Below are 15,239 nucleotides of genomic sequence, written 5' to 3'. Positions count from 1 at the left end.
GGGCGAGCGCGTCGCGAACGAGCTCGCCCCCCTTCCCTTTCAGCGCCCGCGCACCGTCGCGGCCGTTTGTCCGAACAGAACCTTCTTCGCCTCGTCGTCCATCGCCGGGCCCTGGGTCTGCACGAGATCCCGGCCGACGGCGCGGCCGCGCTCGACGGCCGGGCGGGCCTCGATCGCCTCGAACCAGCGCTTCAAGTGCGGGAAATCGTCGAGGTTCTGCCCCTGCGCCTTCCACGGCACGACCCACGGCCAGGCGGCCATGTCCGCGATCGAGTAATCGCCGGCGAGGTATTCGCGGTCCGAGAGGCGTTTGTCCATGACGCCGTAGAGGCGGTTCACCTCCTTCGTGTATCGATCGATCGCGTATTCGATCTTCTCGGGCGCATAGATGCGGAAATGGTGAGCCTGGCCGGCCATGGGCCCGAGCCCGCCCATTTGCCAGAAGAGCCATTGCAACGTTTCAGCCCGGCCGCGCGCGTCTTTCGGCAGGAAGCGGCCGGTCTTCTCGGCGAGGTAGACCAGAATGGCGCCGGATTCGAAGACGCTGATCGGCGCGCCGCCGCCCTCGGGCTCGTGGTCGACGATGGCCGGCATGCGGTTGTTCGGGCTGATCGCCAGGAACTCGGGCTTGAACTGGTCGCCGCGCCCGATGTTCACGGGGATGACCCGGTACGGGAGCTCCACCTCTTCGAGCATGATGGAGATTTTGCGACCGTTCGGCGTGGGCCAAAAATGAAGATCGATCATCGTCCCTCCTCGGGCGCCGCGGGCCGGCGCGCGGACATCTTACCCCCGCCGGAGAACGATGCACGGAGCGCGCCGTCTTCCCGTCAAAACTCGCCCATGAAGCCGAGCGCCGGATACACGATGAAGCTATTGTGGTCGAGCTCGCGCAAGGTTTTGTCGAGCACCTGCAGGTTGCCGTTCGAGATGAGCTGCACCAGGGTGAGCTCGAAGCCGAAAAAGACGTGCTTGTATCCGACGGCCACGCCGCCCTGTCCGCCCACGTAAAACGCATTTCCGCCGAATGACGCGAGCTCGGCGCGGCCCACGATCTGCTTCGCGACGTTCTCCGGGATCGCGAGCTTCAGCGATGTGCCGAAATGCGTGTACATGAACCGCGGCCCGCCCCAGATCCGATACCAGTTCCCGTGCTTGCCGAACACGAGCGGGACGTCGACTTGAAAACGCGTGAAATCCTCGAGCTCGACGATCTGCAGCGTGTCGCCGAGCGGCAACGGCAAGATGTAATAACCGAGCCCGAGCCCCACGGAGGCGTCGACGCCGTGCTTCTCCCCATTCAGGAATTGATAACGACCGCCCAGGCGAAGGGAGCTCGTGGCGAAGCGCAGCGAGATTTCGAGGTTGTCGATCGGCGTGTACCCGACGCCGACGTGCGGCGTCACCGAAGGCGGATTCAGGGCGAGGCTACCGGCCGCGGCGTAGATTTGATCGACCTCGGCCTGCGTGAGATCACGATCGTCGGAGGCGTCGACGAGCACGGTGGCGACGTCGACGACATCGGAGATCGAGCCCGTCGGTATGGAGATATCCATGCCGAGCTCGGCCTGGACGTGGCCTTTGGGTGCCACGTGCGCCGGCTGCATGCTGGAGAGCGCCGGCGCGCAGCCAGCGGCAATGAGGGAGGTGAGGAGGACGGAAATAAGCGTGGAGGTCGAGCGAAGGGCAAGCACGACCCCGAACGTATCAGGAAGGGAGCGAGCTCAGGAAGACGCGACGACCGCCGGGCTCGCCCCGAAGAGCGGCGCGAAGATGCGCGAGAGCGCCGCGCTCGCGTCTTCGAGCGAAGGAGGCACCTTGCCCACGGCCGAGAGCCGAAGCGTGCGGCCATGGACCGGGACGTCGAACGAGACCATCCCCTCGCCTCGCGTGATCTCCGTGATCACGTCGTCGAAATGGGGCTCCCCCGTAACGATGCCGAGTGCCGCGAGCCACTCGTGGTCGTACCCGGCCCCGGCCCCGGCCACGAGCAGCCCCTCGTCGCTCGCGAGCGCCACGGCCTTGATCCGGCTCCGCTCGAGCACGGCTTCGAGATAAAGGCTGGCCGCCACCTGGACCAGCTCGCTCCGTTTCCTGCGTCGTTCGTTCGTCATGTAGGAGAACCTCCCGTCGCGTAGGACATGACACTACCTTGGAGGAGCCCCCCAAGGCCAAGAATGGAGCGATCGAGGCTGTGGGGAGCGATCCGGTGGAGGCGTACAAAACTCGGGAAGGGTCTTCCCTGGGCGGGCGGTGGACAGCTTGGTGACCAGACGCGAAAGAATTGCCGACGTTTCGTAAGCAGAGCGCGCGCGGAAGGGCGAACGATCCACATGTAGAAGGCTGGTAAGCCGCAAAGAGGCAGAATACGATGCTCGGGATGCCCCTCCCCGTCCCTGCCGCGCGCGCACCGAGGCACCGTTGCCACACGCGCGCGTCCGGGAACGAAGATGCCCGGCCGGCGGCCCGGTGTGGTGCGCGTCGCTGACTATGCTGCCGGAGAAGATCCCCGAGCTCATCGCATCGCGATATCGCGTCGTTCACCCCATTGGTGAGGGGAACATGGGGACGGTGTACCTCGTCGAGCACGTGTACACCGGCGAAGAGCTGGCGATGAAGGTGCTGCAAGCGCACGTCGGCACCAATGCGAAGCTCGTCAAGCGCTTCAAGCGCGAGGCCTGGCTGCCCGCGCGGATCCGCAGCGATCACGTGGTGCGCGTGATCGACGCCGACGTCGCGCCCGAGCTCGGCAACGCGCCGTTCCTCGTGATGGAGCTCTTGCGCGGCTCCGATCTCGAAGCGTACGTGCAGCGCATGCAAAAGGTGCCCGCCGCCGAGGTCGTGGGCATCTACTGGCAGGTCGCGGACGCGCTGAGCAAGGCGCACGCGCTCGGGATCGTCCATCGCGATCTCAAGCCCGAGAACATCTTCCTGCACGAGCACTACGACGGCCGCGTGATCGTGAAGGTGCTCGATTTCGGCATCTCGAAGATGGCCGGCGACGAGGGCAACATCGAGGAGGCGCGCCTGACCCGCACGGGCGCAGTGCTCGGGACGCCGCTCTACATGCCGCCCGAGCAAGCCACCGGCGACACGCCGCGCGTCGGGCCGCCCGCGGACATGTGGGCGCTCGGGCTCATCGCGTTCCGCCTGCTGACGGGCCTGGTCTACTGGAAGGCCCACACGATGGCGGAGCTGCTCGTCGAGATCCTGACCCGCCCGATGGAGGCGCCGTCGGTCCGCGATCCGAGCCTGCCGCCGTCGTTCGACGCGTGGTTCTTGCGCTCGTGTGATCGCGATCCGAAGAAGCGGTTCGCGAGCGTGTGGGATCAGGTCAAGGCGCTGGCGGAGGCCCTCGGGATCGGGCCGCCGGAGAAGCCGAACGAGGCGCATCGGACGATGCTCACGGGCCAGGCGCCGCAGGCCCCCGAGACGATCGAGCACGCCGAGACGCTGCGCCCGCAGCACCTGCCGAACACGCCGAGCAACCCGCCGCCGCCAGCGACGATGCCCTCGGGCGCGCTGCCGCGATCGGAGCGGGAGCGCACGCACACGCGCCCCTCGTCGCGCTCGCGGCACAACATGAAGAAGGCGGCCGAGGCCGAGGCGAAGGCGGCCGAAGCCGAGGCGAAGGCGCAGCCCGGGACGGTGACGCCGATGCCCGCGCCAAAGGGCTCGGAGCCGATGCACGTGGGCATCGGGACGGTGCTGCGCGCCGGCAGCGACACGCTGGTCCCCGAGGGTGAACGCCGGCAGCTCACGATCGTCTCGTACGAGCTTTTGCCCTCGACGGAAAACGCCTCGAAGCTCGATCCGCAGAAGCTGCGCGAGTCGATGAAGGAGTACGAGGACGCGTTCGCGCAGGTGATGAGGGGCTACAAGGGCCAGACCGCGCAGCCGCTCGGCGAGGGGCAGATCGCGTATTTCGGCTACCCGATCGCGCGCGAGGACGACGCGCGGCGCGCCGTGAGCGCGGCGCTCGAGCTCGTGGAGACGGCGCAGAAGCTGAACAGCCGCCACGACAAACCGCTGCTCGACGTGCGAGTCGGCGTGCACACGGGCCTCGTGCTGACCTGGGAGATCATCGACGAGGTGGCGAGCAGGCCCGCCGCGATCGCGGGCGCGACGCCGACGATGGCCTGGCGCCTGGCGAACCTCGCGCGGCGCAACACGGTGCTCATCAGCGGCACGACGTACCGGCTCGTGCGCAACTACTACCAGTCCCAGAGCCTCGGCCTGCGCACGCTGAAGGGCTACCCGCAGCCGGTCGAGACGTACCAGGTGAGCGACGAGAGCGGCGCGAAGAGCCGCATCGAGGGCATGACCACGGGCAGGCTCACGCCCATGGTCGGCCGTGATCTCGAGCTCGGCCTGATGCTCGATCGCTGGGCCCGCGTGGAAGAGGGATCGGGGCAGCTCCTCCTGATCTCGGGCGAGGCGGGCATCGGCAAGTCGCGCCTGACGCGCGTGTTCCGGGACAGACTCGAGACCTCGCCGCACACGTGGCTCGAGACGCGCTGCCTGCAAGATCAGCGCGACCGCCCGCTCTTCCCGATCGCGGGGCTCGTGAACCATCTCTTCGTGCTGGTCCCGCGCGACACCCCCGAGGAGAAGATCAGCAAGCTCGAGCGCGCGCTCACGCACTACGGCTATCCGCTGCCCGAGGTGATGCCGATCTTCGGGGCGCTGCTCGGCCTGCCGGTCTGGCATCGCTACCCGCCGAGCACGATGGCCACCGACGATCAGCGCGCGAAGCTGCAAGAGGTGCTCTTCACGGCGATCGAGACGCTCGCGCGGAAGAGGCCGGTCGTGATCATGTTCGCGGATCTGCACTGGGCCGATCCCGCGACGCTCGCGATCCTCGGCGACATCGTGCACGACCTGCCGACGGTGAGCACGATGCTGCTCGGCACGGCGCGCCCCGGGTTCGTCCCGCCGTGGCCCGCGCGCTCGCACGTCAGCACCGTGACCCTGAGCCGCCTCACGCCGAAGCGCGTGAAGATGATGGTCGAGGAGATCACGAAGGGGAAAGAGCTGCCCCAGGAGGTCTTCGATCAGCTTGTCGAGAAGACGGACGGCGTGCCGCTCTTCGTCGAGGAAGTGACGAAGATGCTGCTCGAATCGGGTCTGCTCGAAGAGCGCGGCGGTCGTTACGTGCTCACGGGCCCGCTGCCCGCGTTCGCGATCCCCGCGACGCTGCGCGACTCGCTGATGGCGCGGCTCGACAGGCTCGGCTCCGCCAAACGCGTGGCGCAGCTCGGCGCGATCCTCGGGCGCGAGTTCACCTACGACCTCATGGAGGCCGTCTCGCCGATCGATCCGACGACGCTGCAGCGCGAGCTCGATCGTCTCGTCGAGGCGGACGTGCTCTACCAGCGCGGCCGCATCCCGCGCGCGACGTACACGTTCAAGTACGTGCTCGTGCAGGACACGGCGTACGAGTCGCTGCTCCACAACACGCGCCAGGCCTACCATCGCAAGATCGCGCAGGTGCTCCTGCAGCGCTCGATGGCGGCCTCGCAGCTCGGCGACGCGAAGCAAAGCCGCGAGGCCGGCGCGAGCGGAAAAGCGCCTTCGCAAGCGCGGAGCAGCGACAAGACCTCGCCCTCGGACGAACCCCATCGGCCGCCTCAGAAAGACGTGAAGGAAGTGCTGCGCGGGCTCATGAAGGACAACCCCGACGACCCGCTCGGCAACGTCAAAGACCTGAAGAAGCGGCCCTTTTAGCGAGACATGAAGGCAATTCGAGTCGATGCGTTCGGACCCCCGGCCGAGGTGGTCCGTTACCTCGAGGTGCCCGAGCCGGAGCCCCCGCGCGAGGGCGAGATCACGGTCTCGGTCGAGGCAACCCCGATCAACCCATCGGATCTCTTGATCCTGTCGGGCATCTACGGCGCGCTGCCGCGTCTGCCGACGGTGCCCGGCAAAGAAGGCGTGGGCCGCGTGATCGACGTGGGCCCCGGCGCGGCCGGAATCGAGCGAGGCATGCGCGTGCTCTTGCCGATCGGCGCAGGCGCGTGGCGCGAGCGGCTGAAGGTCCACGCCGAGGACGTGATCCCCGCGCCGGAAGGCGTGCCGGCCGAGCAGCTCGCGATGGCGACGTTGAACCCGCTCGCCGCGCACTTCCTGCTGACGGCGCTCGTGAACCTCGGGCCCGGCGACTTCCTCGTGCAGAACGCAGCGAGCTCGGCGATCGGGCGGTGGATCGTCACGCTCGCGAAGGAGCGCGGCATCAAGACGGTGAACGTGGTGCGGCGCGCGTCGCAGGTAGATCCGCTGCGCGCGCTCGGCGCGAACGTGGTGCTCGTCGACGGCGCCGAGCTCGGCAAGCGCATCACGGCCGCGACGCGCGGCGCGTCGATCAAGCTCGGGCTCGACGCGGTCGCGGGCGGCGCGACGACGCGCATCGCGGGTTGTCTCGGCCGCGGCGGTACGGTCGTGAGTTACGGCATGCTCAGCGGACAGCCGGGGCACATCGCGACGAACGATCTCGTGTTCCGCGACATCCACCTGCGTGGCTTCTGGCTCGCCTCGCACCTCGCGACGATCCCGAAGGAGGAGCTCTGCGAGCTCTGGAAGCGGCTCGCGGGCCTGGTCGCGACGAGCGCGGTCGCCGTGCCAGTCGAGGCGACGTACACGCTCGATCGGATCAAGGACGCCGTGACGCACGCCGAGCGTGAAGGTCGCGGCGGCAAGATCGTCCTCGTTCCGCAGGGACGCTGATCAAGCGCGCGCGACGATCGCCGAGAGGAGCCGTCCGCTCTTCGCGGCGTCACGCCGATACGAGAAGTAGCGCTCGCGATCGCACACGGTGCAGCCGCGGACGTCGTCGATCCGCGTGGGCTCGACGCCCGCGGCCATGAGCTGCGCGCGGACGATGCGGCGAAGGTCGACGTGCGCGCGTTCGCGGCTGCGATCGACGACGTCGTCGCCTGCGTCGGATGCGGAGGCGAGCGAGGCCGCGACGTCGTCGCCGACCTCGAAGCAACACGGCTCGATGTGCGGGCCGATCGCCGCGACGATGCTCGGCGAAGACGCGAGCGTGCGAAGAACGGCGACGCCGGCGGCGGCTGCGTTCGCCACGGTGCCGCGCCAACCGCTGTGCACGGCGACGACGGCGCCGCTCTGTCGATCGGCGAGCAGGACGGGCACGCAGTCGGCGGAGCGCACGCCGCACGCGACGCCGGGCGTGCGCGATGCGGTGATGTCTCCGAGGCGCTTCACGACCTCCTCGCGGTCTTCGGTGCCGTCGAGGATGTGCGCGTCGGTGCCGTGAACCTGGCTGAGGATGTAGAGGCGCGGCAGGGGCACACCCAGGGCCTCGGCGCAACGACGAATGTTCTCCTGCACGGCCGAAGCGTCGTCCCCGGTGGCGGCGGCGGCGACGTTGAGGGAGTCCCACGGGGGACGGCTGACCCCGCCAGCGCGCGTGAAGAACGCGTGGCGGAAGCCCTCGGCGTCGAGAAGTGCCGAGAAAACAGGGCTCAGCGCGCTCGCCGAGGGGGGGGCGGAAGGGGGGCCGGAACGGTCCTCGGCCGGCGGGCTTCCGGAATCCCGGGATGGCGTGGTGCGTTGGGACGCCTGCTCTCCATTCGGGCTTTTCACGGATCTTCCTCGCCTGACGTGAGGCTGTCATGGACGAGCGAGGCCGGCGAGGTGATATTTTCCGGCTGAAGATCCGATGCGCCCGCAAGACCCGAACATCGGCCGAGACATTCTGGGCGGTCAGTTCCAGATCCTGCAGAAGATCGGCTCGGGCGGGATGGGATCCGTCTACAAGGCCGCGCAACCGGCGATGAACCGGATGGTGGCCGTGAAGATCCTCCATCCGAAGCTCGCGAACCGCAAAGACCTCGTCTCGAGGTTCCGCCGCGAGGCGCGCGCGATGAGCCACCTGACGCACCCGAACACGGTGAAGGTGCTGCTCTACGGCGAGCTCGAAGACGGCTCGCTCTACATCGTGATGGAGTACCTGGAGGGGAAAAACCTCAACCAGATCGTCCGCAAGGAGGGGCCGATGGGCCTCGACCGCGCGATCCCGGTGCTCATCCAGGTCTGCGGCGCGCTGCAAGAGGCGCACTCGCAGGGGATCGTCCATCGCGACCTGAAGCCCGAGAACATCTTTTTGTCCACCAACGGAGGTCTGCGCGACTTCCCGAAGGTGCTCGACTTCGGCCTCGCGAAGGTCACCGAGCGCGAGCTGCGTCCCGGCTCCGTGATGCTCACGCAGGAGGGCATGGTCTTCGGGACGCCGGAGTTCATGTCGCCCGAGCAAGCCCAGGGCAAACCGCTCGACGCGCGAAGCGACATCTACTCGCTCGCGGTGATCCTCTACGAGATGCTGACCGGCAAGCTGCCGTTCGACGCGCGCACGCCGATGGAGTTCATCCAGCACCACGTGACGAAGCCGCCGCTCGCGCTGGAGACGCGCGTGCCGGGAAAGACCTTCCCGCAAGGCCTCGGCGCGGTGCTCGCGAAGGCGCTCGAGAAGCGACCGGAGGATCGATACACGACGGCCGCGGACTTCGCCGACGCGCTGAAGCCGTACGCGCCGGGCGGTGGCAAGGGTTTTTCCGGGCTCTTCCCCGCGAGCAGCATGGAGGTGCTCGAGAAGGCGTCGCGCTCGCACGCCGAGGTCGCGAACATGCCGGAGGCGAAGCCGGAGTCGCAGCGGCAGCCACCCGCGCCCGGTTCCTCACGGCAAGGAGGCGCGGCCGCGCCCGCCGCGATGGACGGCGCGCCCTCGAACCGCAAGCCGAACGGCGCCAACCCGATGACGAGCACGGGCAATCCGGCGTCCGCGCCGCGGCCCCCGTCGCCCATGACGAGCACGGGCAATCCCGTGTCGTCGCCGCGGCCGATGCCGTCGCCGCACGCGGTGAGCCCGAAGCTCAAGTCGGGCATCACCGACGGCCCGTCGTCGCTGCGCATCGCGCCACCCACGTCGAGGTCGCAGCCGGGGCCCACGCCCGCGCCCACGCCCGCGCCCGTCGTCGTGAAGGGCACGCCGTCGACGCTGATGCTCGTCGGCGTGGCGGTGGGCTTCTTGATCGTGGGCGTGCTCCTCGCAGTCATCGTCCTCAAGCTGCTTCGCTAGCGGACGATCCGAAGCGCGCTCGGCGTTTCCGAGACACCCACCATGCCGGCCGATCGCCCCTCCGAAGAGCAGAACGGTAGCGACGCGAGGAAGAGCTCGCCCGCGGCGCCGAACGAGGCGAACAGCACGCCCGGAGCGCCGAGCGAGGCGAACAGCACCACCGACGAGGAGCGCGAGAAGCGGCGCGCCGCGCGGAGGCGCAAGCGAGCGATCCAGCGCTGGGCCCGGCGCGGGGGGATCGCGATCGTGCTGCTCGCGGCGGCGGCGATGCTCGGCGTCGCGCTGACGATCCGGCACTACGAGGCGGACCTGCCGTCGACGGAGGAGCTCAAGAGCTACAGGCCGCCGCAGGTGACGCGCGTGCTCGCGCGTGGCGGTCAGGTGGTGCTCGGCGAGCTGTTCGTCGAGCGGCGCACGATCGTCGACGTCGAGTCCTTGCCAGCGCACGTGCGCTACGCGGCGCTCGCCGCGGAGGACGCGGCCTTCTACGAGCACAAGGGGCTCGACTATCCGGGGATGCTTCGCGCGCTCTACAAGAACCTGCGCGGCGCGAGCGCGAAGCAGGGCGCGAGCACGATCACGCAGCAGGTCGTGAAGAACGTGCTGCTCACGTCCGAGCGCACGTTCGACCGGAAGATGAAGGAGGTCATCCTCGCGCGCCGCATCGAGCAGGAGCTCACGAAGAACGAGATCCTCGGGCTCTACCTGAACCACATCTACTTCGGGCACGGGCGCTACGGGATCGAGGAGGCTTGTCGGTACTACTTCGGCAAGTCGATCCGCGAGGCGACGCTCGCGCAGGCCGCGCTCCTCGCGGGCATCGTGAAGGGGCCGGGCATCTACTCGCCGCGCGTGAGCCTCGAGCGCGCGAAGAAGCGACGCGAGTACGTGCTCGGGCAGATGCTCGCGAAGGGTTTCGCGACGGCGGAAGAGGTGGAGGCCGCTCGCGCGGAAGAGGTGAACCTCGCGCCCGCGCAGGAAGAGATGCGCGAGCTGGCGCCCGAGGTCGTCGAGGAGGCGAAGCGTACGCTGCGCGCGCTCGTGGGGTCGGACGCGGATCGCGGCGGCTACACGATCACGACGACGATCGATCCGACGCTGCAGTCGAAGGCGCGCGGCGCGGTGCGGTCGAGCCTCGACGCGTACCTGAAGCGGCACAACATGGTCGCGCCGCTCGCGCCGGGCAAACGCGAGCCGCCCGCGTTCGAAGGCGCGCCGAAGCCGAGTGGTCATCGCGTGTACGCGGGCGTGGTGACGGGACACGACGACGCCAAGGGGCTCTTGTTCGTGCGGATCGGCGCGCTCTCGGGCGCGGTCGATCTGCGTGGGAAGAGTCGGTACAACCCGAAGGATCTCCTGCCGAGCCAGTTCGCGAAGGTCGGCAAGGTGCTGCGCGTGAGCCTCGTGGATCCGAAGGAGGCCGCCGCGTCGGCCGCGGATCCGCGTCAAGGCGCGCCCGAGCCGCACGAGGAGCCGCCGCCGGAGCAAACGCCGAAGGAGAAGGCGCAGCCCGCGGGGCTGCGGCTCGAGCTCGGTCCGCAATCGGCGCTCGTGGCGATCGACGTCGCGACGCGCGACATCGTGGCGCTCGTCGGAGGCTACGAGGGCGTGCGCGCCGGGCTCGATCGGACGCTTTCGAGGAGGCAGCCGGGCTCGACGTTCAAGCCGTTCGTCTACGCGTACGGGATCCACACGCGCAAGCTCACGCCGGCCACGTTGCTGGAGACGAACCCCGCAGCGCTGAAGGGCTACCAGCCGAACAACTACGACGAGAGCGAAGGGAAGACGCCGGCGCGTCTGCGCGAGGCGCTCTCGCACAGCGTGAACGTGGCCGCGGTGTGGTCGATCCAGGAGCTCGGTCCGGCGAACGTGATGACGTTCGCGCAGGACCTCGGGATCGAGTCGAAGCTCGGCGCCGATCTGTCGCTCGCGCTCGGCGCCTACGAGGTGACGCCGCGCGAGATGGCCGCGGCATACGCTGCGTTCGCCGCAGGCGGCGAGTACAAGAAGCCGCGGCTCATCACGCGGATCACCGGGCCGAACGGGGTCGACATCCAGCTCGACGCGGAGCCGGAGCCGAAGCGCGTGCTCACCGAGGAAGAGGCGTTCCTGGTGAACAGCCTGCTCCGGTCCGTGGTGGAGCGAGGCACGGCGACACGCGCGAAGGCGCTCGATCGATGGATCGCCGGCAAGACCGGGACGAGCAACCAGTCGAAGGACGCGTGGTTCGTCGGGTACTCGATGGACATCGCGTGCGCGGTGTGGACGGGCTTCGACGACGCAGCGCCGCTCGGCGCGGGCGAGACGGGCGCGGTCGCGTCGCTGCCCGCGTTCGTGGACTTCATGCGCGAGGCGCACGCGGGCAAACCGAAGCGCACGCCAACCGAGCCCGCGGGCCTCGAGCACAAGCAGATCGATCCGGAGACGGGCCTGCTCGCGTACGAGGGGCAGGAGAACGCGGTCGACGAGGTGTTCTTGAAGGACACCTCGCCCGACGCGGGCGTCGACGCAGCGCCGGACGGCGAGGCGGACGCGGAGACGGGCGCCGCCGAAGAGGGCGCGGAGGCGGGCGCGGAGGAGCCGCTCCCGGTCATCCCGGTGCCGACGCTGAAGCAGGAGGGTCCGCCCGGCGAGGGCGAAGGAGAGCACGCCAAGGAGCCTTGAGGCTCCGGCGTTCGTTCGAGCTCAAACGAGCTCGTCGATGGGCCCTGCGCCCTCGCGCAGGATGTGCACGTCGCCTTCGCTGAGATCGACGACGGTCGTGGGCAGGGTGCCGCCGGCGCCGGCGTCGAGGACGAGCTCGAGGCCGGGGAAGCGCTCCTTGATCTCCCAGGGATCGACCATGGGATCCTCGCCGGGGGGCGCCGCGGTCGTGCTGATGATCGGACGACCGAGCTCACGCACGATCGCGAGCGTGACGGGGTGCGAAGGCACGCGGATGCCCACGGTCTTCTTGTTCATCTGCACGATCTTCGGCACCTCCCGCGTTGCTTGGAGCACAAAGCAATACGGGCCGGGCAAGAAGCGCTTGAGCACGCGGTAGGCCGCGTTCTCGACGATCGCATATCGCGCGATGTCCCCGAGATCCGGGCAGATGAAGGCGAGGTTCTTGTCTCGCTGCATCCCCTTGATCTGGTAGAGCGTCTCGATCGCCTGCTTGTTGAAGAGGTCGCAGCCGAGCCCGTAGACGGTGTCCGTCGGGTAAGCGATGACGCCGCCCTTCTCCAGGATCTCGACGGCGCGTCGGATCTTGCGAGGCTCGGGGTGCTCAGGGTTGATGGGCAGGAGGATGGCCACGGGTGCGGCTCGAGAGGTGAGGACTGCGGGCCGTGGGGCGCGGCTCGGCGCGTCCGAGCGACGCGCCCCACGTGCGGAGCGGGGCGAGGAAGGACCTAGTCCTTCAGCGCCTCGCTGCCACCGATGATCTCCATGAGCTCCTTGGTGATCGCAGCCTGACGCGCGCGGTTGTATTCGAGCGTCAAGCGCTCGACCATTTCCTTCGCGTTCTTCGTGGCCGCGTCCATCGCCGTGAGCTTCGCGCCGAACTCGCTCGCCATCGACTCGTAGAGCGCGCGCAGGAGCGAGATGTCGACGTACATCGGCGCGAGCACGTCGAGCAGCGCCTCGCGGCTCGGCTCGAAGATGAACTCGGTCGCCGACGTCCCCTCGGCCTGCTCGCCCTCCGCGAGCGGACGAACGGGCAAGAGGCGCTCGACCACGACCTGCTGCGTGACCGCGCTCTTGAACTCGTTGTAGATGACGTAAATGCTGTCGACCTCGCCCTTGAGGAAGGGATCGAGGATCTCCTTGCCCACGCGCTGCGCCGTCTCGAGGGCGAGCTTCTCCCAGACGCCCGGGAGGTAGCCGAGGTTCGGAGCGTTGCGGCGGCTCATGTAGTCACGGCCTTTGCGGCCGATGACCTTCATGATCACCTCCTGCCCCTGCTCGACGCGGCTCTTCCACTCGCGCTCGGCGCGCTTGTTGATGTTCGTGTTGAACGCGCCGCAGAGGCCACGATCACTCGTGAGGATCAGGAGCATCACGCGGCGCTCCGGACGCTCGACGAGCAGCGGGTGGAGCGGACGCTCGAGGACGACGTCGGCCTCCGCAGGGACGTCTTGCCCGCCATCCTGCGCACTCGCCGCGCGCGCAGAGGCCGTGATCGCCGCGAGCACCTCCTGCGTCTTGATGGCGTAGGGGCGCAGCTCGGTGATGCGCTGCTGGGCGCGGTTGAGCCGCGCGCCAGCAACCATCTTCATCGCGCGCGTGATCTTCTGCGTCGAGCGGACGCTGGTGATGCGCTTGCGGATCGCTTTGAGCGAAGGCACGGCTTACTTCGCTTTCTTCGCGGCCTTCTTCGCGGCCGCCTTGCCATCGGCCTTCGCCTCGGCCTTCGGGGCCTCGGCTTCCTCCGACTCCTCGACGGCAGGCTTCGACTTGCCGCCGGGGACGAAGGTCTTCTTGAAGGTCTCGATCGCCTTGTTCATTTGCTTCTTGAGCTCGTCGTCGAGCGCCTTCTTCTCGGCGATCGCCGGCAAGAGCGTCGAGTGCTTCGACTCGACGTACTTGTAGAGCTCCTCCTCGAACTGCGCGAGCGACTCGACCGGCAGGTCGTCGACGTAGCCGTTGATGCCGGTGTAGATGATGAGGACCTGCTTCTCGACCGAGAGCGGGACGTACTGGCCCTGCTTCAGGATCTCGACCATGCGCGCGCCGCGCTCGAGCTGCTTGCGCGTCTTCGCGTCGAGGTCGCCCGCGAACTGCGCGAACGCCGCCATGGCGCGGTACTGCGCGAGGTCGAGGCGGAGCGTGCCGGCGACGCTCTTCATCGCCTTGATCTGCGCGTTGCCGCCGACGCGGCTGACCGAGATGCCGACGTTGATGGCCGGACGAACGCCCGAGAAGAACAGGTCCGCCTCGAGGAAGATCTGCCCGTCCGTGATGCTGATGACGTTCGTCGGGATGTACGCCGAGACGTCACCGGCCTGCGTCTCGATCACGGGGAGCGCCGTGAGCGAGCCGCCGGACCACTTGTCCTTGATGATCTCGTAGTCGCTGCCCATCTCCTTCAAGCTGTGGTGCGACGACTCCTTGCCCTGCTCGCCGATGTGGATCTTGCCGTCGGCGCCGCGATAGTCGCGGTCTCCGGGCGGCGGCGCAGGCGTGCCCTTCTTCACGACCCAGAAGACGTCCGCCATCTTCGCCGCGCGCTCGAGCAGGCGGGAGTGGAGGTAGAAGACGTCGCCCGGGTACGCCTCGCGGCCCGGCGGGCGGCGGAGGAGCAGCGAGAGCTGGCGGTACGCGACGGCCTGCTTCGAGAGGTCGTCATAGACGCAGAGCGCATGGCGGCCCGTGTCGCGGAAGTACTCGCCGATCGTGACGCCCGTGTACGGCGCGATGTACTGCAGCGGCGCCGTCTCGCTCGCGGTCGCGGCGACGACGGTCGTGTACTCCATGGCGCCGTAGGACTCGAGCCGGTCGACGACCTGCCGGACGGTGCTGAGCTTCTGGCCGATCGCGACGTAGATGCAGTGAACGCCCTTGCCCTTCTGGTTGATGATCGCGTCGATCGCGACGGCGGTCTTGCCGACCTGGCGGTCGCCGATGATGAGCTCGCGCTGACCACGGCCGATCGGGATCATCGCGTCGATCGCCTTGATGCCCGTCTGGAGCGGGTCCTTGACCGGCTGGCGCTGGATGATGCCGGGCGCCTTGACCTCCACGCGGCGGCGCTCCTTCGTCTCGATCGGCCCCTTGCCGTCGATCGGCATGCCGAGCGCGTTCACGACGCGGCCGACGACGGCCTCGCCCGCCGGCACGTCGAGGATGCGGCCCGTGCGCTTCACGGAGTCGCCTTCCTTGATGAGGCTCGTGTCGCCGAAGATCGCGCAGCCGACGTTGTCGGCCTCGAGGTTCAGCACGAGCCCCGCGAGCGTCTCGCCGCCCGCGCCCACGAACTCGACGAGCTCACCGGCCATCGCGCGGCTGAGGCCGTACACGCGGGCGATACCGTCGCCGACCGTGAGCACCGTGCCCACCTCGGTGACGAGCGCGGCCTTGTCGATGTTCTGGATCTGCTTCTTGATGATCTGGGAAATCTCTTCGGCTCTGAGCTGCATGGGGGAAGTCCTTGATCCTGGTT

Annotated in this window: 11 protein-coding genes; 4 read left to right on the top strand and 7 right to left on the bottom strand. The window is 68.5% G+C overall.

Annotated features, from left to right (window positions below):
• Positions 1-39: 39 nt before the first annotated feature.
• The 3 genes from QHF83_RS08150 to QHF83_RS08140 all read right to left on the bottom strand — a co-directional run bounded on the left by QHF83_RS08150 (position 40) and on the right by QHF83_RS08140 (position 2,114).
• Entirely contained in the window at positions 40-747 is a 708-nt protein-coding gene (locus tag QHF83_RS08150; protein WP_282417190.1) for a glutathione binding-like protein, read from the bottom strand.
• 83 nt (positions 748-830) lie between these two features.
• Positions 831-1,694: a hypothetical protein gene (locus QHF83_RS08145; protein ID WP_282417189.1), complete on the bottom strand. Its 864-nt coding sequence runs from the start codon at positions 1,692-1,694 to the stop codon at positions 831-833.
• A gap of 30 nt (positions 1,695-1,724) precedes the next feature.
• Complete coding sequence (locus tag QHF83_RS08140; protein ID WP_282417188.1) at positions 1,725-2,114, bottom strand: hypothetical protein; 390 nt, start codon at positions 2,112-2,114, stop codon at positions 1,725-1,727.
• A gap of 376 nt (positions 2,115-2,490) precedes the next feature.
• On the opposite strand from QHF83_RS08140, the gene QHF83_RS08135 reads away from it, so the two are divergent.
• Positions 2,491-5,727 (top strand): AAA family ATPase, encoded by a 3,237-nt coding sequence (locus QHF83_RS08135; protein WP_282417187.1) that lies wholly within the window; start codon positions 2,491-2,493, stop codon positions 5,725-5,727.
• Between the two features lie 6 nt (positions 5,728-5,733).
• On the top strand, positions 5,734-6,723 hold the full coding sequence (locus QHF83_RS08130) for a zinc-dependent alcohol dehydrogenase family protein (protein ID WP_282417186.1): 990 nt from the start codon (positions 5,734-5,736) through the stop codon (positions 6,721-6,723).
• Here the strand turns inward: QHF83_RS08130 and pgeF are convergent, their stop codons facing one another.
• Positions 6,724-7,605, bottom strand: a complete 882-nt coding sequence (gene pgeF / locus QHF83_RS08125) for a peptidoglycan editing factor PgeF (protein ID WP_282417185.1) — start codon at positions 7,603-7,605, stop codon at positions 6,724-6,726. It abuts the gene before it with no gap.
• Between the two features lie 76 nt (positions 7,606-7,681).
• On the opposite strand from pgeF, the gene QHF83_RS08120 reads away from it, so the two are divergent.
• Complete coding sequence (locus QHF83_RS08120) at positions 7,682-9,097, top strand: serine/threonine-protein kinase (RefSeq protein WP_282417184.1); 1,416 nt, start codon at positions 7,682-7,684, stop codon at positions 9,095-9,097.
• A 42-nt stretch (positions 9,098-9,139) separates the two neighbouring features.
• Entirely contained in the window at positions 9,140-11,761 is a 2,622-nt protein-coding gene (locus tag QHF83_RS08115) for a PBP1A family penicillin-binding protein (protein ID WP_282417183.1), read from the top strand.
• 21 nt (positions 11,762-11,782) lie between these two features.
• Here the strand turns inward: QHF83_RS08115 and QHF83_RS08110 are convergent, their stop codons facing one another.
• The 3 genes from QHF83_RS08110 to atpA all read right to left on the bottom strand — a co-directional run bounded on the left by QHF83_RS08110 (position 11,783) and on the right by atpA (position 15,216).
• On the bottom strand, positions 11,783-12,394 hold the full coding sequence (locus QHF83_RS08110) for an L-threonylcarbamoyladenylate synthase (RefSeq protein ID WP_282417182.1): 612 nt from the start codon (positions 12,392-12,394) through the stop codon (positions 11,783-11,785).
• Positions 12,395-12,489: 95 nt separating this feature from the next.
• Positions 12,490-13,425 (bottom strand): ATP synthase F1 subunit gamma, encoded by a 936-nt coding sequence (atpG, locus tag QHF83_RS08105; RefSeq protein ID WP_282417181.1) that lies wholly within the window; start codon positions 13,423-13,425, stop codon positions 12,490-12,492.
• Positions 13,426-13,428: 3 nt separating this feature from the next.
• Positions 13,429-15,216, bottom strand: a complete 1,788-nt coding sequence (atpA, locus tag QHF83_RS08100) for a F0F1 ATP synthase subunit alpha (protein ID WP_282417180.1) — start codon at positions 15,214-15,216, stop codon at positions 13,429-13,431.
• Positions 15,217-15,239: the final 23 nt, after the last annotated feature.

The sequence above is a fragment of the Polyangium sp. 15x6 genome, from assembly GCF_029960785.1.
In the GTDB taxonomy this organism is placed as follows: Bacteria; Myxococcota_A; Polyangia; order Polyangiales; family Polyangiaceae; genus Polyangium.
Note: the sequence above shows the minus strand (reverse complement) of the source record. Positions and strands in the feature narration are given on the sequence as shown.

What these genes read in the sequence shown, in the direction of transcription:
- QHF83_RS08150 (WP_282417190.1), bottom strand. Translation starts at nt 747, where the DNA reads ATGATCGATCTTCATTTTTGGCCCACGCCGAACGGTCGCAAAATCTCC.
- QHF83_RS08140 (WP_282417188.1), bottom strand. Translation starts at nt 2,114, where the DNA reads ATGACGAACGAACGACGCAGGAAACGGAGCGAGCTGGTCCAGGTGGCG.
- QHF83_RS08135 (WP_282417187.1), top strand. Translation starts at nt 2,491, where the DNA reads ATGCTGCCGGAGAAGATCCCCGAGCTCATCGCATCGCGATATCGCGTC.
- QHF83_RS08130 (WP_282417186.1), top strand. Translation starts at nt 5,734, where the DNA reads ATGAAGGCAATTCGAGTCGATGCGTTCGGACCCCCGGCCGAGGTGGTC.
- QHF83_RS08120 (WP_282417184.1), top strand. Translation starts at nt 7,682, where the DNA reads ATGCGCCCGCAAGACCCGAACATCGGCCGAGACATTCTGGGCGGTCAG.
- QHF83_RS08115 (WP_282417183.1), top strand. Translation starts at nt 9,140, where the DNA reads ATGCCGGCCGATCGCCCCTCCGAAGAGCAGAACGGTAGCGACGCGAGG.
- atpA (WP_282417180.1), bottom strand. Translation starts at nt 15,216, where the DNA reads ATGCAGCTCAGAGCCGAAGAGATTTCCCAGATCATCAAGAAGCAGATC.